The sequence below is a fragment of the Kribbella sp. NPDC003505 genome (genome assembly GCF_040610875.1).
GTDB lineage: Bacteria > Actinomycetota > Actinomycetes > Propionibacteriales > Kribbellaceae > Kribbella.
Map to the genome: position 1 here is coordinate 299,404 of NZ_JBEXNA010000010.1, position 19,268 is coordinate 318,671.

General features: G+C 69.7%; 20 protein-coding genes. 14 read left to right on the forward strand and 6 right to left on the reverse strand.

What is annotated here, in order from left to right:
• Positions 1-8 precede the first annotated feature (8 nt).
• Entirely contained in the window at positions 9-1,025 is a 1,017-nt protein-coding gene (locus tag ABZX12_RS31225; protein ID WP_355699020.1) for a LacI family DNA-binding transcriptional regulator, read from the reverse strand.
• An 87-nt stretch (positions 1,026-1,112) separates the two neighbouring features.
• Here ABZX12_RS31225 and ABZX12_RS31230 point away from each other — a divergent pair, with 87 nt between their 5' ends.
• Genes ABZX12_RS31230 through ABZX12_RS31240 form a run of 3 tightly spaced genes read left to right on the forward strand, consistent with a single transcriptional unit; the run spans position 1,113 to position 4,194 of the window.
• Positions 1,113-2,408 carry a sugar ABC transporter substrate-binding protein gene (locus ABZX12_RS31230; RefSeq protein WP_355699022.1) on the forward strand — a complete coding sequence of 432 codons (1,296 nt, stop codon included), beginning with the start codon at positions 1,113-1,115 and terminating at the stop codon, positions 2,406-2,408.
• On the forward strand, positions 2,408-3,286 hold the full coding sequence (locus ABZX12_RS31235) for a sugar ABC transporter permease (protein WP_355699024.1): 879 nt from the start codon (positions 2,408-2,410) through the stop codon (positions 3,284-3,286). The genes ABZX12_RS31230 and ABZX12_RS31235 overlap by 1 nt, the downstream gene beginning before the upstream one ends.
• Positions 3,283-4,194, forward strand: coding sequence for a carbohydrate ABC transporter permease (locus ABZX12_RS31240; RefSeq protein WP_355699026.1), 912 nt, complete (start codon positions 3,283-3,285; stop codon positions 4,192-4,194). Before ABZX12_RS31235 ends, ABZX12_RS31240 begins: the two co-directional genes overlap by 4 nt.
• A gap of 53 nt (positions 4,195-4,247) precedes the next feature.
• On the opposite strand, the gene ABZX12_RS31245 is transcribed toward ABZX12_RS31240, so the two are convergent.
• Together ABZX12_RS31245 and ABZX12_RS31250 are read right to left on the reverse strand one after the other, a co-directional pair.
• Complete coding sequence (locus ABZX12_RS31245) at positions 4,248-4,646, reverse strand: hypothetical protein (RefSeq protein ID WP_355699028.1); 399 nt, start codon at positions 4,644-4,646, stop codon at positions 4,248-4,250.
• A gap of 117 nt (positions 4,647-4,763) precedes the next feature.
• Positions 4,764-5,624 (reverse strand): phosphotransferase, encoded by an 861-nt coding sequence (locus ABZX12_RS31250; RefSeq protein ID WP_355699030.1) that lies wholly within the window; start codon positions 5,622-5,624, stop codon positions 4,764-4,766.
• A gap of 53 nt (positions 5,625-5,677) precedes the next feature.
• On the opposite strand from ABZX12_RS31250, the gene ABZX12_RS31255 reads away from it, so the two are divergent.
• Entirely contained in the window at positions 5,678-6,052 is a 375-nt protein-coding gene (locus ABZX12_RS31255) for a MerR family transcriptional regulator (protein ID WP_355699031.1), read from the forward strand.
• Here the strand turns inward: ABZX12_RS31255 and ABZX12_RS31260 are convergent.
• Together ABZX12_RS31260 and ABZX12_RS31265 are read right to left on the reverse strand one after the other, a co-directional pair.
• A complete protein-coding gene (locus ABZX12_RS31260) occupies positions 6,037-7,014 on the reverse strand; it encodes an aldo/keto reductase (protein ID WP_355699033.1) in 978 nt (325 codons plus the stop codon). The genes ABZX12_RS31255 and ABZX12_RS31260 overlap by 16 nt on opposite strands.
• Positions 7,015-7,048: 34 nt before the next feature.
• Entirely contained in the window at positions 7,049-7,489 is a 441-nt protein-coding gene (locus ABZX12_RS31265) for a DUF1844 domain-containing protein (protein WP_355699035.1), read from the reverse strand.
• A gap of 296 nt (positions 7,490-7,785) precedes the next feature.
• On the opposite strand from ABZX12_RS31265, the gene infC reads away from it, so the two are divergent.
• From infC to ABZX12_RS31290, 5 genes are all read left to right on the forward strand, one after another.
• Positions 7,786-8,463 carry a translation initiation factor IF-3 gene (gene infC / locus ABZX12_RS31270; protein WP_355475946.1) on the forward strand — a complete coding sequence of 226 codons (678 nt, stop codon included), beginning with the start codon at positions 7,786-7,788 and terminating at the stop codon, positions 8,461-8,463.
• 82 nt (positions 8,464-8,545) lie between these two features.
• Positions 8,546-8,740 (forward strand): 50S ribosomal protein L35, encoded by a 195-nt coding sequence (gene rpmI, locus ABZX12_RS31275; RefSeq protein WP_184842517.1) that lies wholly within the window; start codon positions 8,546-8,548, stop codon positions 8,738-8,740.
• A gap of 80 nt (positions 8,741-8,820) precedes the next feature.
• Positions 8,821-9,210 (forward strand): 50S ribosomal protein L20, encoded by a 390-nt coding sequence (gene rplT, locus ABZX12_RS31280; protein ID WP_131296281.1) that lies wholly within the window; start codon positions 8,821-8,823, stop codon positions 9,208-9,210.
• A gap of 20 nt (positions 9,211-9,230) precedes the next feature.
• Positions 9,231-10,034 carry an RNA methyltransferase gene (locus ABZX12_RS31285; protein WP_355699037.1) on the forward strand — a complete coding sequence of 268 codons (804 nt, stop codon included), beginning with the start codon at positions 9,231-9,233 and terminating at the stop codon, positions 10,032-10,034.
• Positions 10,031-10,927 carry a CehA/McbA family metallohydrolase gene (locus tag ABZX12_RS31290; protein ID WP_355699039.1) on the forward strand — a complete coding sequence of 299 codons (897 nt, stop codon included), beginning with the start codon at positions 10,031-10,033 and terminating at the stop codon, positions 10,925-10,927. Before ABZX12_RS31285 ends, ABZX12_RS31290 begins: the two co-directional genes overlap by 4 nt.
• Here the strand turns inward: ABZX12_RS31290 and ABZX12_RS31295 are convergent.
• The gene (locus tag ABZX12_RS31295) at positions 10,917-11,621 is read right to left on the reverse strand and encodes a TetR/AcrR family transcriptional regulator (RefSeq protein WP_355699041.1); all 705 of its coding nucleotides are present in this window, start codon (positions 11,619-11,621) and stop codon (positions 10,917-10,919) included. The two genes, ABZX12_RS31290 and ABZX12_RS31295, sit on opposite strands and share 11 nt — an antisense overlap.
• Positions 11,622-11,677: 56 nt before the next feature.
• On the opposite strand from ABZX12_RS31295, the gene ABZX12_RS31300 reads away from it, so the two are divergent.
• From ABZX12_RS31300 to ABZX12_RS31320, 5 genes are all read left to right on the forward strand, one after another.
• Positions 11,678-13,192, forward strand: coding sequence for an MFS transporter (locus ABZX12_RS31300; RefSeq protein WP_355699043.1), 1,515 nt, complete (start codon positions 11,678-11,680; stop codon positions 13,190-13,192).
• A 72-nt stretch (positions 13,193-13,264) separates the two neighbouring features.
• A complete protein-coding gene (locus ABZX12_RS31305) occupies positions 13,265-13,606 on the forward strand; it encodes a hypothetical protein (RefSeq protein ID WP_355699045.1) in 342 nt (113 codons plus the stop codon).
• Between the two features lie 398 nt (positions 13,607-14,004).
• Positions 14,005-15,114 carry a phenylalanine--tRNA ligase subunit alpha gene (pheS, locus tag ABZX12_RS31310; protein ID WP_355699047.1) on the forward strand — a complete coding sequence of 370 codons (1,110 nt, stop codon included), beginning with the start codon at positions 14,005-14,007 and terminating at the stop codon, positions 15,112-15,114.
• Positions 15,114-17,687 carry a phenylalanine--tRNA ligase subunit beta gene (gene pheT / locus ABZX12_RS31315; RefSeq protein ID WP_355699049.1) on the forward strand — a complete coding sequence of 858 codons (2,574 nt, stop codon included), beginning with the start codon at positions 15,114-15,116 and terminating at the stop codon, positions 17,685-17,687. Before pheS ends, pheT begins: the two co-directional genes overlap by 1 nt.
• 5 nt (positions 17,688-17,692) lie before the next feature.
• Positions 17,693-19,234 carry a gamma-glutamyltransferase gene (locus tag ABZX12_RS31320; protein WP_355699050.1) on the forward strand — a complete coding sequence of 514 codons (1,542 nt, stop codon included), beginning with the start codon at positions 17,693-17,695 and terminating at the stop codon, positions 19,232-19,234.
• Positions 19,235-19,268 lie beyond the last annotated feature (34 nt).

A 19,268-nucleotide genomic window follows, 5' to 3' on the forward strand; every position in this document is an offset into this window, starting at 1 on the left:
AGGCAACATCAGGCCGGAGGAGCGGTCGACTCGCGGACGGTCAGGACCGGGTCGGCGGAGCGGCGGTTGATCACCGTGCCGGGGTCGGCGATCGTCTGCAGCAGCACCTCGGCGGCCTGGCGGCCGAAATCGAAGGTGTCACGGGACAGCGCCGTCAGTGCCGGGTGCATGAGCTGGGTGAGGATCGAGTCGTCGAACGCGACGATCGACAGGTCGCCCGGGACCGACACGCCCATCTCCATCGCGACGCCGAGCCCGGCCACCGCCATCACGTCGCTGTCGTAGACGATCGCGGTCGGGCGGTCCGGCTGGGAGAGCAGCTTGCGGGTGATCGCGGCGCCCTCCGCGTCGCTGAAGTCCGTGGTCAGCGAGGGCGCGTCGAGCAGCCCGAGGCGGGGCGCGGCGTCGCGGACGGCCCGGATCCGGCGCTGGGTGTGCTGGAAGTTCGGCGTACCGGCGACGTGGGCGATCCGGCGATGACCGAGCGCGGCCAGGTACTCCACGATCGAGAGCATCGCGTCGCGGTCGTCGGCCCAGACCGAGGCCAGCGCGCCCTTGCCGCCGCGGCCGCCGATCACCACGGCCGGCAGTTCGAGCGCCTTCAGTGCCTCGACCCGCGGGTCCTTCACGGTCAGGTCGACCAGGATCACGCCGTCGACGCGGTGCTCCGACGCCCAGCGCCGGTACACCTCGATCTCGGCGGCGGTGTCCTCGACGATCAGCAACTGCAGCGAGATCGACTCCGCGGACAGGCCCGACTGGACGCCGGACAGCAGGTGCGCGAAGAACGGCTCGACGCCGAGCGTCCGGGCCGGCCGCGCGATTACCATGCCGACCGAGTCGACCCGCGACGCACCGAGCGCGCGCGCCGCGCTGTGCGGCCGCCAGCTCATTTGCTCGGCGATCTTCAGGATCCGCTCCCGGGTCGCGTCGCTGACGCCGGGCCGTCCGTTCAGCGCGAACGACACCGCGCCCTTGGACACCCCGGCCCTGGTCGCGATGTCCGCGATCGTCGGTCTCGCCATATCTGGCACCTCCTCCACCCTTGACAGCGGATTCTACGATGTGGATAGTTCGGGAGCTATACCGGTTTATCAAATCCAGGAGATCCCATGCGTAGACGCCGTTCGGCGCTCGTGGCCAGTCTTGCCGCCGCCGCTCTCACCCTCGCCGGATGCGGCCTCGGTTCCGAGGATTCCGGCGGCAGCGGCGGCGCCAAGCCGACCGTCGACGCGAACGCCCAGGTGACCGGTGAGGTCAGCTTCCAGACCTGGGCGCTGAAGCCCAAGTTCACGTCGTACGTCGAAGGCGTGATCAAGGCGTTCGAGGCGAAGTACCCGGGCACCCACGTCACCTGGCTGGACCAGCCCGGCGACGGTTACGACAAGAAGGTGCTGAGCCAGGCGTCGGCCGGCCAGCTCCCCGATGTCACGAACCTGCCGCCCGACTTCGCGCTGAGTCTCGCCAAGCAGAACATGCTGCTCGACGTCGCCGCCGCGGACCCGAAGCTGAGCGAGGAGTACGTCGAGGGCGGCGTGCAGGCGTACCAGTACCAGGGCATGGACGGCACCTTCGGCTACCCGTGGTACCTGAACACCGACATCGACTACTGGAACGCGACCAAGTTCGCCGCGGCCGGCCTGGACGCGAAGAACCCGCCGAAGACCTTCGACGAGCTGCTCGCCGCCGCGAAGACGATGCACGACAAGACCGGCGGCAAGGAGTACCTGATGAGCCGGCTGCCGGGCATCGGTGACTTCACCAACGCCGGCGTCAAGATCCTGTCCGACGACGGCAAGAAGTTCGTCTTCAACACCCCCGAGGCCGCCGCGCTGCTGGACAAGTACCGCGACGCCTACAAGGCCGGCTACATGCCGCGCGACATCCTGACCAACGAGTATCTGGGCAACTCCAAGCTCTTCACCCAGGGCAAGGTCGCCTGGACCACCGGCGGCGGCAACGCGATCCAGGACTTCAACAAGGACAACCCGTCGCTGAAGGGCAAGGTCGTCCCGTCGCCGGCGCTGGACACGCCGCCGCTCTACGTGCAGGGGCTGTCGGTGTCGTCCAAGACCAAGAACCAGGCGGCGGCGATCGCGCTCGCCCGGTTCGTCACCAACGCCGAGAACCAGGCCGCGTTCGCGAAGATCGTGAACATCTTCCCGTCCACCAAGGCGTCCGCGTCCGACCCGTACTTCTCGAAGTCCGATGGCACGCCGGAGAGTGACGCGAAGGTGCTCGCGTTCGAGTCGCTGGCCAAGGCCAAGGTGCTGCAGCCGCCGGTGATCAGCGGTGCGACCAACGACTTCATCGGGCAGCAGATCTCGCTGGCGATCTCCGGCAAGATCTCCTCCCAGGCCGCACTCGACGCCGCAGTGGCCAAGGCCAACCAGCTGCTCACCCAGTGATGCGTTCCAACCGTTGGTTCACCCCGTGGGTGCTGGTGATCCCGGCACTCACGTGGTTGCTGGTCTTCAATCTCTGGCCGTCGATCAACACCGTCATCCTGTCGTTCACCAACGCCAAGCCGCTGGGCGGCGGGACCTTCGTCGGCCTGAAGAACTTCGAGACCCTGCTGCACGACGAGCAGCTGCGGTGGGCGCTGCTGAACAGCGTCATCTACATGGTGGTCTGCCTGCCGTTCCTGACCGTCCTGCCGCTGCTGCTCGCCGTCCTGGTGGAGAAGAAGCTGCCCGGGATCACGTTCTTCCGGACCGCGTTCTACACGCCGGTGGTGGCGTCCGCGGTCGTGGTGGCGCTGATCTGGCAGTGGATCCTGGACGACCGCGGCCTGGTCAACGGACTGGCCGAGAAGCTCGGGGTCATCTCCGGGCCGCTGCCGTTTCTGTCCGATCAGTGGCTGTTGCTGCTGAGCGCGATCAGCCTGACGATCTGGAAGGGGCTCGGGTACTACATGATCATCTACCTGGCCGCGCTCGGGAACGTCGGGCGTGAGCTGCACGAGGCGGCCGCGGTCGACGGCGCCGGGCCGCTGCGGCGGTTCGTGCACGTGACCATCCCGGGCGTCCGCGGGACGATGATCCTGATCTCGATCCTGATCTCGGTGTCGGCGCTGCGGGTGTTCTCCGAACTGTTCATCCTGAGCGGCGGCAAGGGTGGACCGGGCGGCCGGGACAACTCCGTCGTGATGCTGATCCAGCAGTACAGCCAGGGCTTCGAGGGCAACCTCGGCTACGCGTCCGCGTTGTCGATCGTGCTGTTCTTCGTCACCGTCGTACCGATGCTGGTGCTGGCCCGCCTCAACCGCCGGGGAGCAGAAGCATGAGCATTGTCACCGATCCGGCGCGTCCGGCCGTTGCTCCGGAGCCGCCGAAGCCTGTCCGGCGCAAGGGATCGTTCGGGTTCAACTCGGTCTCGCCGCGGGAGAAGGTCGCGCGGTACGTCCTGCTGGTGTTCGTACTGCTGATCACGATCGGGCCGTTCCTGTGGCAGCTGTCGACGTCGCTGAAGGGATCGGGGGAGGACATCTACACCCGGATCCCGCGGCTGCTGCCGGCGCAACCGACGTTCGACCACTACAAGGCGGTCACCGACACCATCCCGGTCTGGGACTACGCGCGGAACTCGCTCGTGGTCGCGTTCCTGGTGGTCGGCGGCAACATCGTCGGCGCGTCGCTGGCCGGGTTCGCGATCTCCCGGCTGCAGTTCCGCGGCCGCAAGATCGTCCTCGGCCTGTTCCTCGCGACGCTGGTCCTGCCGGGCGAGGTCACGATCATCTCGCAGTACGTCACGGTCCGGGAGTTCGGGCTGGCCAACACGTTGTTCGGTGTCGCGTTGCCGGGCATGATCGGCGCCCTCAACGTGCTGCTGATGTACAACGCGTTCCGCGCGCTGCCGCTCGAGGTCGACCAGGCGGCGATCGTGGACGGCGCGAACGCGTGGCAGCGGTTCGTGTACATCGGCCTGCCGTCGGTGCGCGGGACGATCAGCGTGATCGCGATCTTCGCGTTCATCGGCGCCTGGGACGACTTCCTCTGGCCGCTGATCGTGCTGACCGATCCGGACAAGTACACGCTGACGGTCGGCCTGCAGTACCTGTCCGGCACGTTCAGCAACAACCCGCGGCTGATCGCGGCGGGCACGATGATCGCGTTCATCCCGATCGTGATCGTCTTCGCCACCCTGCAGCGCTTTTTCTTCAAGGGCGTCGAGGAAGGCGCGGTCAAGGGCTGACGCGACCCGGCTCCGGCCCCGCGGTGGCCGGAGCCCGGCCGCGTGCTGCCGGACTACTTCACCAGCACGATCGAGTTGATCGGCGTGAAGTCGTACGACGCGTACTCACCGACGTAGCGCTGCACCGGGTAGCAGTTCGTGCCGTTGTAGCCCTTGCAGATCTGGAAGCCGGCGCCGCCGGTCTGGTTGTTGATCAGCACCTTGTAGCCGGTCACGTTCTGCAGGTTGTGCGCGCCGTAGCTGTACCAGATGTTCTTGCTCAGGATGCTGCCGTTCGGCTCCCGCAGACACACGGCGCCCGACGGGCAGGTCGCCGTCGTGCCCATGGTCGCCGCGGCCCCTGTCGACGCTGTCGACGCCGTCGACGCCGCGTTGGCCGTCGGCGCCAGCGCCATCCCGGTACCGATCACAGCAGCGGCGATGCCGGCGGCAGTCATAGCAATCTTGCGCATTTCTGTCCCTCCCGAGTGGTGACCTCCGGTCGGAGGTCTCACTGTCGAAGGTAGGGGCGATGACCCTGTGCAGGCGGGGTGTTCCACCCAGTTTCGGGCTGGCCCGAAAAGGGTTGATCAGTGCAGCCGCGGTTCGGCGAAGTCGAGCCAGCGGGCGGTGTCGGCGGGCGTGTGGTGGCGGATCGACCAGTCGACCAGGCGGAGCGTCATGTGCGCCCAGTAGAGGCGCAGCACGGCGGGGTCGAGCCTGGTCGCCAGGAGGTCGTCGAACCACGTCAGGTCCGCGCCGGGCAGCCGGGCGTGCGCGTCGAACCGCAATGTGACCAGGGCGAACCGGCGATCGCCGCGACCGATCCCGTCCCAGTCGACGATCCCGGTGATCCGCCCGGCGTCGGTCAGCACGTTGCCGGTGTGGAAGTCGAGGTGTACGAGGTCGTCGCCGGCCATGCCGCCCGGGTCGGCGCGGCCGATCTCGTGGAGGCGGTCCAGGAGTTTCCGCGTGCGGTCGTCGTACACCTGGAGCGACTCGTGCAGGCAGAAGCCCGGGCCGCTCTCGAGCAGATACATCGACGGCACGGGCAGGCTGCCGCCCCGGCCGGCGAACTGGTCGGTCAGCGCGATCATCGACTCCAGCAGCGTCCGGTCGACCGTCCGCGGCGCCCGCCCTGGTAGGCGCTCCTGCACGACACCGACGATGCCGGGAAGTTCGGCCAGCAAGTCGTACCGCGGGACGGGCAGGCCGTCCTGCCGCGCCGCGTCGAGGACTTCCGCCGTACGCCGGAGGTCGGCCGCCGAGCCGAATCCGCGGGTGAGGACGCCGTCCCGCCCGTCCGGCCACCGCACGAACGCGGCCCCGACCTCGCCCGCCGCGGCCTGTCCCAGGAACTCGAGTCCGGCGCCGGTGGCGTCGTTGACGTCCCGCAGCAACTGCTGTGCGTCGAGCTTCGCCACCGGAGCGGGTACGGCGTCTGGAGTCACGACACCCGACAGTAGTTGACCTGGAGTGCACTCCAGGTCGCAGGATGGAGGGCATGACTACGTACGCACCGGCCGAGGCCTCCGAGCGCACCGGTCTGAGCCTGGACACCTTGCGCTACTACGAACGCCTGGAACTGTTCGGGCCCGTCCACCGGGACACGGCCGGACGCCGCGTCTACAGCGACCATGACGTGGCGTGGGTCGGCCTCCTGGTGTGCCTGCGCAACGCCGGGCTGGGCATCAGCGACCTCCAGCAGTTCATGGGCCGCATGCGGGACCGCTCGAGCGGCCCGACCGGCTTGGTCGAGCTGCTCGAGGAGCACCGCTCCCGGCTGCGCGACGAGGTCGCGAAGATGAATCTCGCGCTCGGCGTACTGGACGACAAGATCGCCTACTACAGCGCCCAGGACGGTCAGTCGAAGAAGTAGGGATAAGGCACCGGCTCCGGCAGGCTGGCGGCGTCGAGCCGCTCTTGGTGCTCCGGTGCCAGGGTGAAGTCCGCGGCCCCGAGCAGATCGTCGAGGTACGCCGGCGTCCGCGGACCGATGATCGGTGCCGTCACGCCCGGCCGCTGCATCAGCCAACGGACCGCGACCTGCGGCATCGTGTGCCCGGTCTCGGCCGCAACCGCCGCCAGTTCGTCGATGACGTGCCAGGTGCGTTCGTTCGCGTACCGATCCCAGTCGTGGGTGCCGGGCGTGGAGACCTTGCTGTCCGCGGGCGGTGCGGTCATGCCGCGCCGGAACGCGCCGGACAGCCAGCCCGAACGCAGGGGAGACCAGGTGATGACGCCGAGACCCTCGTTCTGGCAGACCGGGAGCAGCTCCCACTCGGGGGAGCGGTCCAGCAAGGTGTAGAGCGGCTGAAGGCCGGCGAGCGGCTGCCACCCGTTCTGCGCGCACAGGTCGACGGCTTTCTGCAGCTGCCAGCCGCGGAAGTTGCTGACGCCGATGTAGCGGACCTTGCCGGCCTGCACGAGGCCGTCCAGCGTCGACAAGGTCTCGCCAAGGGGAGTGCTGTCGTCCCAGCGGTGGAGCTGGTACAGGTCGATGTAGTCGGTTCCCAGCCGGCGCAGGCTTGCGTCGACCGCGTCGAGAACGTGCTTGCGGGACAGGCCTTGATCGCTCGGGCCCGGGCCGGTGGGCCAGTAGACCTTTGTCGCGATGACGTAGTCCTCTCGCCGCTGCGTCTTCAGCCATCGTCCCAGCACTTCCTCGGACGCGCCCGCGCCGTACACGTCGGCGGTGTCGATGAACGTACCGCCGGCGTCGGTGAACGTCTCGAGGATCGTGCGGCTGTCCTGCTCGTCGGTCCGGTCGCCGAACATCATCGCGCCCAGGCAGAGCTCGCTGACCTTCAGGCCGGTCGTTCCCAGGTTCCTGTAGTCCATCTCCCCGACGCTAGGAGCTGGACCGCGCTCCAGCTCAAGACCTGTGCGTCGCCGAGGGAAAGACCGCGCCGGTGTACTTCTCGCCGGGGCCCTGACCGGGCTCGTCCGGGATGCTGCTGGCCTCGCGGAACGCGAGCTGGAGCGAGCGCAGGCCGTCGCGCAGCGGCGCGGCGTGGTGATGGCCGAGGGCCGGGGCGGAGGCGTCCAGCAGGCCGGCCAGCGAGTCGATCAGCGAGCGGGCCTCGTCGAGGTCCTTGTGGTCGGGCAGGTCCGCGGCCAGGCCGAGGTTGACCGCGGCGGCGCTCATCAGGTGCAGCGCGGCGGTGGAGATGATCTCCACGGCGGGGACCTCGGCGATGTCGCGGGACGCGGTCGAGAGCGGACCGGGCTGGGCGTCGGACTGGGCGTCGGACTGGGCGTCGGACTGGGCGTCCTGGTGGGGGTCGGACTGTGAAGTGGCATCTGCGTCGGTCATGCTGCTACTCTTGCACGGCGACCGACCCGGTCTGTTGGTGACCCCTGAGCGGAATACATCAGGTTCACCAGCCGTTCGAGTCTAAGCGGAGGGCCACCTCCCACCCAGTCGATGAACAGTCGGCGGGTCCCGGTCAACAGTACGGCGTACCACCCGCCCGGGTCGGGACGTCGTACCGCTGGGAATTGGGCCTTCGTGTGATCGCACGAGGGCCTTCGTGTTTTCCAGGGGGCTCGCGGTGATCACGAGGTGGCATCCAGTACGAGTTCAACCCAGGAGGACCCATCACCACTGATTTGCGCGTCAACGAGCGCATCCGCGTTCCCGAGGTGCGGCTGGTCGGACCGAACGGTGAGCAGGTAGGCATCGTCCGGATCGAGGACGCACTGCGGCTGGCCCAGGAGGCCGACCTCGACCTGGTCGAGGTCGCGGCGACCGCACGGCCTCCGGTCTGCAAGTTGATGGATTTCGGCAAGTACAAGTACGAGACCGCGCAGAAGGCGCGCGAGTCCCGCCGGAACCAGACCAACACCATCATCAAAGAGATGAAGCTGCGGCCGAAGATCGACCCGCACGACTACGAGACCAAGAAGGGTCACGTGGTGCGGTTCCTGAAGGCCGGGGACAAGGTCAAGATCACCATCATGTTCCGCGGTCGTGAGCAGTCCCGGCCGGAGCTCGGCTTCCGGCTTCTGCAGCGGCTCGCCGAGGACGTCAGCGAGCTCGGCTTCGTCGAGTCCTCGCCGCGTCAGGACGGCCGGAACATGATCATGGTGCTCGGACCGCACAAGAAGAAGTCCGAGGCGCGCGTGGACGTGGAAGCCGAGAAGGCGCAGCGCAAGGCCGAGCGCGAGGCCGAGGAGCAGGCGGAGCGCCAGGAGCGCGCCGAGCAGGCTCAGGCCCACGAGGCCCAGCGCGCCGCCGGTGTCACCAAGAAGCCGAAGGGTCCGGCCGACAACCTCGACCCGGAGTGACGTCACGCTCCGGCTCGTGACGGGCCGGAGCCGTCGCACCGAAGTTCGAGTCAACGAAGAAACAACCAGGAGCTGAACAGCCATGCCGAAGATGAAGACCCACTCGGGGATGAAGAAGCGGGTCCGGGTCACCGGGTCGGGCAAGATCCGTCGTGAGCAGACCGGTGTCCGCCACCTCGCCGAGGCGAAGACCTCGAAGCGCAAGCGCCGCCTGTCCGGCACCGTCGAGGTCGCCCCGGCGTACGTGAAGAAGGCCAAGAAGCTTCTCGGCATCTGAGCACCCCCACCCTCCCCGAACATCCCCCGCCGAGTGGACTCCGTCCGGCTCCGGCGCAGAAATACAAGGAGTAACACCTCATGGCACGCGTGAAGCGGGCAGTCAACGCCCACAAGAAGCGCCGGGTCGTACTCGAGCAGGCCAGCGGCTACCGCGGTCAGCGCTCGCGGCTGTACCGCAAGGCCAAGGAGCAGGTCACCCACTCGCTCGTCTACGCCTACCGTGACCGCAAGGCGCGCAAGGGCGACTTCCGGAAGCTGTGGATCCAGCGCATCAACGCCGCGGTCCGCGCCGAGGACCTGACCTACAACCGCTTCATCCAGGGCCTGCGCCTGGCCGAGGTCGAGGTGGACCGCAAGATCCTCGCCGACCTGGCCGTCAACGACCCGGCCGCGTTCTCCGCGCTCGTGCAGGTGGCCAAGGCCGCCCTGCCGGCGGACGTGAACGCGCCGAAGACCGACGCGGCCTGAGCACCACCCGTAGCTGCGAAGTGGCGAGTCCCGGTCTGTTGACCGCGCAATCCGCGCGGATCAAGCAGGCTCGGCGGCTCGCCACTCGTTCGTTCCGGCGCAAGTCCGGACGCTTCCTGGTCGAGGGCCCGCAGGCTGTCCGGGAAGCACTGGAGCACCGCGAACTCGTCGTCGAGGTGTACGCCGAGCCCGCCGTCGCGACCCGGCATCGCGATCTCCACGACCTTGCCGTGACCGCCGGGGTCCCATGGTTCGGGGTCGATCGTGCCGCCGTCGAGGCGTTGAGCGAGACCGTCACCTCGCAGGGCGTGGTCGCTGTCTGCTCCCTGGTGACCGTCCCGCTGCCGGCCGGCTCCCTGCAGCTCGTCGCCGCCGGCGTCCAGGTCCGCGACCCCGGCAATGTCGGTACGTTGATTCGTACGGCGGACGCGGCCGGCGCCGATGCCGTCGTACTGACGGCCGAATCCGTCGACCCGCACAACCCGAAGGCGGTCCGGGCCAGCGTCGGCAGCATCTTCCACCTGCCGATCAGCACGGACGTCGCCCTGGGCGAGGCTGTCCGCACCTGGCGTGAGCAGGGCCTGCAGGTCCTCGCCGCCGACGGGTACGGGGCGACCGATCTGGACACGTGCATCGACGACGGCACCCTGGCGAGACCCACCGTGTGGCTGTTCGGCAACGAGGCGCACGGCCTGCCCGACGGCGTCAACGCGCTCGTCGACCACTCGGTGAAGGTCCCGATCTACGGGCGCGCCGAGTCGCTGAACCTTGCCGCCGCGGCCGCCATCTGTCTCTACGCGTCCGCCCGGGAGCAACGCCGATGATCTTCGACCTGCCGGGACGGTTCTGGCGTGGCAACCTGCACACCCACTCGAACCGTTCCGACGGAGCGCGGACCCCGGCCGAGACCGCCGACGTGTACCGCGGCGCCGGCTACGACTTCGTGTCGATCACCGACCATTTCCGCGCCGAGTACGGCTTCGCAATCAGCGACACCCGAGACCTCCGCACAGCCGGCTTCACCACGATCGTCGGCGCCGAACTGCACGCCCCGCGCACCGAAGCAGGCCGGCAATGGCACATCGTCGCAGTCGGCCTCCCGCTGGACTTCGCGCCGCCGTCCGCCTCCGAAACCGGTCCTGAGCTGGCCCGCCGAGCCCGTGCCGCCGGCGCATTCGTCGGCATGGCCCACCCGTCAGCATCTCTCCTGACCGCGGCCGATGCGGAGAGCCTCGATGCCGCCCACTCGATCGAGGTCTACAACGCGCTCTCCGACCGCGAAAACCGCGGCGACAGCTGGCACCTGACCGATGTCCTCCTCAACCGAGGCCACCGCTTCACCACCTACGCAGCCGACGACGCCCACCTCCAACCCCAGGACCCGCAACCCTGCCGAGCCTGGGTCCACGTCCGCGCCGAATCCCTCGAGCCGGACGCTCTCCTGACCGCCCTCAAAGCCGGCCACTTCTACTCGAGCACCGGCCCCGAGCTGTACGACGTACGCATCGAAGGCGACACGATCACGGTGCAGTGCTCACCCGCGGCCAAGATCCTCCTGAGCGGAGGCCACCCGGGCGCCGAGTGGGCCGAGGGCACCGACCTCACCGAGGCCACGTTCCCTCTGACGCTTTTCCGCGCGACCCACTGCCGCGTCACGGTCGAAGACGCGTCCGGCGGTCGAGCCTGGACGAACCCGATCTACCCGGTCAGCGTTTGACGCGCGCCTCGAGGCCGTCGAGGAGGGCGTCGAGGCCGAAGACGAAGTTCTGGGTGAGGCCGGCGTCGAGGCCTACGGCGGTGCGGCGGCGGACGGAGGCCTGCATCTCGGGGTAGTCGCCGGCGACGGCCTCGGCCTGTTCGACGATCTGGCTGACCCAGTTGTCCTCTGACCGGCCGGACTTGCGGACCATCTCGCGGGTCGCGACCTCGGCGCTGACGGTGCCGAGGACGTACGACATGACGCTGCTCATCGCCAGGTCGATCTCGTGCTCGGTGAACCCGGCGGCGCCGAACAGCACCAGGCCGCGGGCGCCGAGCGACATCGCGTTCGGGCCGATGCTCGGGCGGGTGTACATCACCTCGGGCAGCCACGGGTGCCGCAGGACGGCGGATCGCAGGCTGTGCCCGAACAGCAGCGCGCCGGCCCGCCATCCGGCCAGCTCCGGCTCGGGTACGTCGATCTCGCCCCAGACCTCGTCGATCAGCAGGTCGACGAGGTCGTCCTTGGTCGGCACGTGCCAGTACAGGCTGGTCGCGCCGGCGTCGAGCTTCGCGGCCAGTTTGCGCATGCTCAGCCCGGCGACGCCGTCGGCGTCCAGGATCGTCATCGCGGCGGCCACGATCTGCTCCCGGCTGAGCGTCTCCCGGGCGGGGGAGGCCTTGCGCTCCCGGGTCCAGATCCAGTCCTTCATGGCGTCCATCCTACAAAGGACTCGCACGCCGTTCGAGTTAGTCGTACAGTGTGCGAGTGACTAGTACACCGTTCGAGTCCACCACCGAGGGGCACCCCCGCCGCTGGTGGATCCTGTTGATCCTGTGCTTGAGCCTGATGGTGCTGGTCGTCGACAACACCGTCCTGAACCTGGCCATCCCGTCCCTGATGCGCGACCTCGGCGCTACGCCCGCGGACATCCAGTGGGTGATCGACGCCTACATCCTGGCCTTCGCCGGGCTGCTGCTGACCGCCGGAAGCCTGTCGGACCGCTTCGGCCGGCGGAAGATGCTGCTGCTCGGACTGGTGGTCTTCGGCGCGGCGTCGCTGCTCGCGACCCTCGCCGAGAATCCGTGGCAGCTGATCGCCTGCCGCGGCCTGATGGGCGTCGGCGGTTCGCTGCTGATGCCGAGCACGCTGTCGCTGCTGTTCACGGTGTTCCCGCCGGACGAGCAGCGCAAGGCGATGGCGGGCTGGTCGATGGTCGCGATGGTGGGCGTGGTGGCCGGCCCGACGGTCGGCGGCGTCCTGCTGAACCACTTCTGGTGGGGTTCGATCTTCCTGCTGAACGTGCCGATCGCGATCCTACCGATCATCGGCACGCTGGCGCTGATCCCGGAGTCCAAGGGCCCGGCGCGCACCGTCGACCCGGCGGGCGCGGTGCTGACGATCGTCGGGATGGCGTCGATCGTCTGGGCGATCGTGTCGATCCCGCTGCACGGCTGGGGATCCGCTCGGGTGCTCGGTGCGCTGGCGGTCGGCGTCGTCGCGCTGACGGCGTTCGCTCTGTGGGAGAAGCGGAGCGCGCATCCGATGGTGCCGCTGGCGCTGTTCAAGGACCGCCGGTTCAGCGGGACGAGTCTGTCGATCGTGCTGCTGTCGTTCACCGCGGGCGGGTTGCTGCTGGCGCTGACGCAGTACCTGCAGTTCGCGCTCGGGTACTCGCCGCTGAAGGCGGGGCTCGCGCTGATCCCGTACGCCGTGTCGGCGGCGCTGTTCAACGGGCTGGGCGCGACGCTCGGGAAGAAGATCGCGGACCGGACGCTGATCTCGCTCGGTCTGCTGATCATCGCGGGCAGTTTCGCGATCCTCACCCAGGTGTCGGACTCGAGCGGATACGGGCTGTTGATCGTCGGCCTGCTGGTGATGGGCGTCGGCGGCGGCCTGGCCGGCCCGGCGGCGTACACGCTGTTGATGCAGGCCGTTCCGCCGGACCACCGCGGAGTCGGCTCGGCGATGAACGACACCGTCCAGCAGACAGGTGCCGCGCTGTCGGTCGCCGTGCTGGGCAGTGTGCTCGCCGCGGCGTACTCGTCGGCCCTGCCGGACTCGGTTCCGGAGGCGGCGCGCAAGTCCATCGCGGACACGCTCGCGCTCGGCCCGGACTTCCTCGCGGCCGCCAAGCACGCCTTCGTCGACGCCATGTCGATCGCGATGACGGTCGGCGCGCTCGGCGCGGTCGCCGGCGCGGTCGTGGCGCTGGCCGTCCTGCCGAAGGGCGAGAAGAAGGTGCCGGACGCCGTACAGCCGGTGGACGACCCGGTGCACTGACAGCATTCGCGGTATGACGCGACGGTGGCTGATCGACCCGCCGACCCGACTCCAGCTCTGGGTCGGCGGGCCGTGACTGAGCAGGGCGCGGCGAACCTGGTGCTGATGTTGGTGTTCCTGCTGCCGCCGATCGCGCTCGGGACCATGCTGGCCGGGCGGTCACGCGGAAACCGGCGGGTCTTGACGTGGGCGCGCACGCTCGCGGTCGCGACGATCGTCCTGGCGTTCGCGTACGACCTGGCCGGAGCGGTCTTCCTGCTCCTGTCGGAGCCCCGGAACGGCTCGTGGATGACACCACCCGGCGCAGCGGACGACCCGTACTTCTACCTCCCGATCGGCGTCGGCGCCTTCATCGCCGGCCTCGCCATCCTCATCGGCGTAACCCGAGCCCACCACCGCCTGGGCCCTAGCTGATTGCCTGGCTTGGGGAGGATCGAACTGGATGGTCAGATCGGCCATGCGGAGACGACCAGCCGCTGGCGTGACATGACCCGGGACAACGCCGCCGCGATGTCCCGGGAAGCTGACGCTGCGGTTCGGGTACCACCTGGTCGGCGAACCGTGTGCCGCAGCCGCACAAGTGGTCGCCGCCCTACGCCTCCGCGGCTGGACGGGCACTCCCCGTGCATGCTCCGCCACCTGCCGGTCACCTAGGCCAGCCTAGTCGGGCCGGGGAGGATCTCGTCCCGATACGGGGGCAAGATCCTCCCCGACCCGGGATGTGGGGAGGGGGTTGTGGACGGCCGATTCACGGTCTTGGGGCTGGGGTTTCTAGACTGCAATCCGCAGACGTATCAACCCGAGAGCGAGCCATGTCCGGTCCCAACACTGATTACGACCCGGTCGAAGTGACGCCGCTGCATGCCGAAGAGGTGGAGCGGACGCGCGACGAGGCGCTGGCGGCGTTCACCGGGGCGGCCGATCTGGCCGCCCTGCAGGAGGCCAAGTCCGTCCATCTCGGCGACAAGTCGCCGATCGTGCTGGCCAACCGGGAGATCGGCGCGCTGCCGCCGCAGGCCCGCAAGGAGGCCGGGCAGCGGATCGGCGCGGCCCGGAAGGCGATCAACGAGGGGTTCGCGTCCCGGCTCGCGGTGCTCGAGGCCGAGCACGAGGAGCGGATGCTGGCCACCGAGCGGGTCGACGTGACGCTGCCGTGGCACACCCCGGAGCTCGGCGCGCGGCACCCGCTGTCGCTGATCTCCGAGCAGGTCGCGGACGTGTTCACCGCGCTCGGCTGGGACGTCGCCGAGGGGCCCGAGGTCGAGGCCGAGTGGCTGAACTTCGACGCGCTGAACTTCCAGCCCGACCATCCGGCGCGGCAGATGCAGGACACCTTCTTCGTCGAGCCGGCCGGCTCCGGCAAGGTGCTGCGGACGCACACGTCGCCGGTGCAGGCGCGGTCGATGCTGACCCGCAAGCCGCCGATCTACGTGATCTGCCCGGGCCGGGTGTTCCGCACCGACGAGCTGGACGCGACGCACACGCCGGTCTTCTACCAGGTCGAGGGGCTGGTGGTGGACGAAGGGATCACGCTCGCGCACCTGAAGGGCACGCTCGACCACTTCGTCGTCTCGATGTTCGGCGAGGGCCTCGAGGCCCGGCTGCGGCCGAACTTCTTCCCGTTCACCGAGCCGTCGGCCGAGGTGGACCTGAAGTGCTTCGTCTGCCGCGGCGCGTCCGTCGGCAACCCGGACCGCCCGTGCCGGACCTGCGGCAGCGAGGGCTGGATCGAGTGGGGCGGCTGCGGCGTGGTGAACCCGCGGGTCCTGCAGGCCTGCGGCATCGACACCGATCGGTACTCCGGTTTCGCCTTCGGCATGGGTCTGGAGCGGACGCTGATGTTCCGCAACGGCGTCGAGGACATGCGGGACATGGTCGAGGGTGACGTGCGGTTCAGCCGCCAGTTCGGGATGGAGATCTGATGCGGGTCCCACTGTCATGGCTTCGTGAGTACGTCGACCTGCCGGGTGACGTCACCGGCCGCCAGGTCGCGGAGCAGCTGATCCGGGCCGGTCTCGAGGTGGAGACGGTCGAGGAGTCCGACCTGACCGGTCCGCTCGTGGTCGGCAAGGTCCTGACGTACGAGAACGAGCCGCAGAAGAACGGCAAGACCATCCGCTGGTGCTCGCTCGACATCGGCAAGGACGAGCCGCAGTGGGTGGTCTGCGGCGCGCACAACTTCGAGGTCGGCGACCTCGTGGTGGTCGTGCTGCCGGGTGCGGTGCTGCCCGGCGGCTTCGCGATCGCGGCGCGCAAGACGTACGGCCACGTGTCCAACGGCATGATCTGCTCCAGCGCCGAGCTCGGTCTCGGCGACGATGGCACGCACGGCATCGTCGTGCTGGAGCCGGGCGAGGCCGCCCCGGGCGACGACGCGATCGAGCTGCTCGCGCTGCGCGACGACGTGCTCGACATCGCGGTGACGCCGGACCGCGGGTACTGCCTGTCGATCCGGGGTGTCGCCCGCGAGGCCGCCACGGCGTACGGCGTGCCGCTGAAGGACCCGGCCGACCTGCCGCTGAACGGGTCCGGCGAAGGCGGGTATCCGGTGCGGGTGGACGACGCCAAGGCGTGCAGCGTGTTCGTCACGCGGACGGTGACCGGAATCGACGCCAAGTCGCTGTCGCCGCGGTGGATGCAGAAGCGGCTGCTCGCCTCCGGGATGCGCCCGATCTCGATCGGCGTCGACGTCACGAACTACGTGATGCTCGAGCTGGGCCAGCCGATCCACGGCTACGACAAGGCGCGGCTGTCCGGCGAGATCGTCGTCCGCCGGGCGAACGCCGGCGAGAAGCTGATGACGCTGGACGACCAGACGCGCGAGCTGGACGCCGAGGATCTGCTGATCACCGACGACTCCGGCCCGATCGGCATCGCCGGGGTGATGGGCGGCGCGTCGACCGAGATCTCCGAGGCCACCACGGACGTGGTGATCGAGGCCGCGCACTTCGACCCGATCGTGATCGCGCGGGCGTCGCGGCGGCACAAGCTGTCGTCGGAGGCGTCGCGCCGGTTCGAGCGCGAGGTCGACCCGCACCTGCCGCGGTACGCCGCGCAGCGCGTCGCCGACCTGCTGGCCGAGTACGCCGGCGGGACGATCCTCGCCGAGGAGACCGTCGTCGACACCCACCCGAAGCCGTCGCCGGTCACGCTCCGCGCGGACCACGCGGCCCGCGTGGCAGGCGCCCCGATCACCCTCGAGGAAACGGTCCGGCATCTGGAGTCCGTGGGCTGCACGATCGAGGTTGCCGCGGCGGACGCGGTCGCCGCACCGTTGGCTGCCGGCGCGCACGCTCCCGCGCTGGCCGCGGCCGGCACCACCACCGTCGCCTCCACCCGGATCGAGGGGGACGACCTGCTGACGGTGACGCCGCCGTCGTGGCGGCCTGACCTTCGGGACCCCAACGACTTCGCCGAGGAAGTCATCCGGCTGTTCGGGTACGACAACGTGCCGTCGATCCTGCCGCCCGCGCCGGGTGGGCAGGGGCTGACCGTGGCCCAGAAGCGCCGGCGGAAGGTCGCGACCGCGCTCGTCGGCGCGGGGCTGACCGAGGTGGTCTCGTACCCGTTCACGGGTGCGGCCGACTTCGACGCGATGGGCATCCCGGCCGACGACTCCCGCCGTACGACGGTCAAGCTGGTCAACCCGCTGTCCGACGAAGAGCCGTCGATGCAGACCACGCTGCTCGCGACGCTGCTCCGGACCGCCGAGCGCAATGTCGGCCGCGGCGCGAACGACCTGGCGATCTTCCAGACCGGCCTGGTCTTCCACCCGAAGCCGGAGACGAAGCCCGCGCCGCTCCCGTCGGTCGAGCACCGGCCGAGCGACGCCGAGGTCCAGTCGCTGTACGAGGCGCTCCCGGACCAGCCGCTGCACATCGGCGTGGTGCTGACCGGTTCACTGACCCCGACCGGTTGGTGGGGCAAGGGCCGCCCGGCGAGTTGGGCCGACGCCGTGCAGATCGCGCGGCTGATCGCGTCCGCGGTCGGTGTCGAGCCGGCCGTGAAGAACGCCGAGCTCGCGCCGTGGCACCCGGGCCGGTGTGCGGAGTTCTCGGTCGACGGGAAGGTCGTCGGGCACGCGGGTGAGCTGTACCCGAAGGTCTGCCAGGCGTTCGGCCTGCCGGCCCGGTCGAGTGCGGCCGAGCTGGACCTGGAGGCGCTGATCGCGGCGGGTCCGGAGTCGATCACCGCGCACCCGTTCTCGTCGTACCCGGTGGCCAAGGAGGACGTCGCGCTGATCGTCCCGGCCGAGGTCGCGGCGGCGGACGTGCAGGTGGCGCTGGCCGAGGGTGCGGGCGAGCTGCTGGAGTCGGTGCGGCTGTTCGACGTGTACACCGGCGAGCAGATCGGGGCGGGCAAGAAGTCGCTGGCGTTCGCGCTGCGGTTCCGGGCGCCCGACCGGACGCTCAAGGAGAACGAGGTCGCCGCCGCCCGGCAGGCCGCGGTCCAGGTCACGGTCGACCGTTTCGGCGCCGTTCAGCGGGTCGGCTGACGGCCATGAGGGGTGGTCACCCGCGGGTGGCGGTCGCGGCTCCGAACACGGCGGCCGCCGACGCCGGCGTGCGGGTGGCCGCGGAGGGCGGCAACGCGGTGGACGCCGCGATCGCCGCCACGCTCGTCGCGATGGTGAACGAGGTCGGCATTGTGTCGCCGGCCTCGGGAGGGTTCGTCACGCTGCAGGTGGCCGGTGGCGATCCGGTCACCATCGACGGCTGGGTGGAGATGCCCGGCCGCGGCCTGTCGGCGGACCGGTTCGGTCGCAGCGTCTGGGACATCACCACCGACTACGGCGGCGGGACGACGACCACCGTCGGCCACGGCTCCGTCGCCACCCCCGGCGGGATGAAGGCTCTCGACCTCGCGCATCACCGCTCCGGCAAGGCGCCCTGGCACGAGGTCGTGCAGCCCGCGATCGACATCGCCCGGAACGGGTTCCCGCTCAGCCGCACGTCGGGCTACTACCTGGGCTTCACCCACGAGATCATCTTCGGCTGGCACCAGCCGAGCCACGGTGTCGTGCACGACGGCGACGGGGACGTGATCAAGGCCGGCAGCACGGTCGTGATCCCGGAGCTCGCCGAGGCGCTCGAGCTGATCGCCCGCGAGGGCGCCGAGACGATGTACACCGGCCAGCTCGCCCAGCTGCTGATCCACGACATGGCCGCGAACGACGGCATCCTCACCGCGGAGGACCTGGCGGCGTACGAGGCCGTCGTACGGCCGGCGCTGGTCGTCGAGCAGAACGGCTGGCGCCTGGCGACCAACCCGCCGCCCGCGGTCGGGGGTGTGGCCGTCGCCGCGATGCTTGCCTTACTCGACGGCGTACCGTCCGACGGGAGCTGGAGCCAGTCCGAGCTGGAGCGCCTGGTCAACGTCCAGCACGCGGTGCTCGGACGCCGGCTCGCCGAGCTCGACAAGGAGGATGTGCGCAAGCTCGAGGGCCAGAAGCTGCTCGAGCTCGCGGCGGCCGGAGACCTCCGCGCGCTGACCTCTCCGAGTACGGTGACCGTTTCGGTGGTCGACGACCAGGGCGACGCGTGCGCGATCACGGTCTCGTCCGGCTACGGCTCCGGCGTCCTCACGCCCGGCACCGGCATCTGGCTGAACAACGCCCTCGGCGAGCAGGAACTCCTGCACGGCGGGCCGCACAGCCTGGCCCCGGGCACCCGCCTCACCTCGAACATGGCGCCGAGCGTCGCCCGCCGCGACAGCGACGGCGCCGTGCTGGCGATCAGCTCGCCCGGCTCGGACCGGATCCCGACCGCGCTCGCGCAGGTCTACGCGCTGCACATCCACGGCGGTCTGCCGCTGCGGGAGGCCGTCGAGCATCCGCGGCTGCACGTCCGTGTCCGTGAGGACGTGGTCGTCGACTACGAGGACGACCTGCCGGTGTCCGGGACGACGGCGCTGCCGTCCCGCCCGATGCCGCCGCACTCGATGTACTTCGGCGGCGTCGCGGCCGCGTTCTGGGATCCGGCCGACGGTCTGCTCGCGGTCGGCGACCCGCGCCGTACCGGAGCCGTGGCGATCTCACCCTGACCGGTAAGGTCACCCCACAGACAGATCCGAAAGG

Coding starts and splice junctions, on each gene's coding strand:
- ABZX12_RS31225 (WP_355699020.1), bottom strand. CDS start 1,025: ATGGCGAGACCGACGATCGCGGACATCGCGACCAGGGCCGGGGTGTCC.
- ABZX12_RS31230 (WP_355699022.1), top strand. CDS start 1,113: ATGCGTAGACGCCGTTCGGCGCTCGTGGCCAGTCTTGCCGCCGCCGCT.
- ABZX12_RS31235 (WP_355699024.1), top strand. CDS start 2,408: ATGCGTTCCAACCGTTGGTTCACCCCGTGGGTGCTGGTGATCCCGGCA.
- ABZX12_RS31240 (WP_355699026.1), top strand. CDS start 3,283: ATGAGCATTGTCACCGATCCGGCGCGTCCGGCCGTTGCTCCGGAGCCG.
- ABZX12_RS31245 (WP_355699028.1), bottom strand. CDS start 4,646: ATGCGCAAGATTGCTATGACTGCCGCCGGCATCGCCGCTGCTGTGATC.
- ABZX12_RS31255 (WP_355699031.1), top strand. CDS start 5,678: ATGACTACGTACGCACCGGCCGAGGCCTCCGAGCGCACCGGTCTGAGC.
- ABZX12_RS31260 (WP_355699033.1), bottom strand. CDS start 7,014: ATGGACTACAGGAACCTGGGAACGACCGGCCTGAAGGTCAGCGAGCTC.
- ABZX12_RS31265 (WP_355699035.1), bottom strand. CDS start 7,489: ATGACCGACGCAGATGCCACTTCACAGTCCGACCCCCACCAGGACGCC.
- rpmI (WP_184842517.1), top strand. CDS start 8,546: ATGCCGAAGATGAAGACCCACTCGGGGATGAAGAAGCGGGTCCGGGTC.
- rplT (WP_131296281.1), top strand. CDS start 8,821: ATGGCACGCGTGAAGCGGGCAGTCAACGCCCACAAGAAGCGCCGGGTC.
- ABZX12_RS31290 (WP_355699039.1), top strand. CDS start 10,031: ATGATCTTCGACCTGCCGGGACGGTTCTGGCGTGGCAACCTGCACACC.
- ABZX12_RS31295 (WP_355699041.1), bottom strand. CDS start 11,621: ATGAAGGACTGGATCTGGACCCGGGAGCGCAAGGCCTCCCCCGCCCGG.
- pheS (WP_355699047.1), top strand. CDS start 14,005: ATGTCCGGTCCCAACACTGATTACGACCCGGTCGAAGTGACGCCGCTG.
- pheT (WP_355699049.1), top strand. CDS start 15,114: ATGCGGGTCCCACTGTCATGGCTTCGTGAGTACGTCGACCTGCCGGGT.
- ABZX12_RS31320 (WP_355699050.1), top strand. CDS start 17,693: ATGAGGGGTGGTCACCCGCGGGTGGCGGTCGCGGCTCCGAACACGGCG.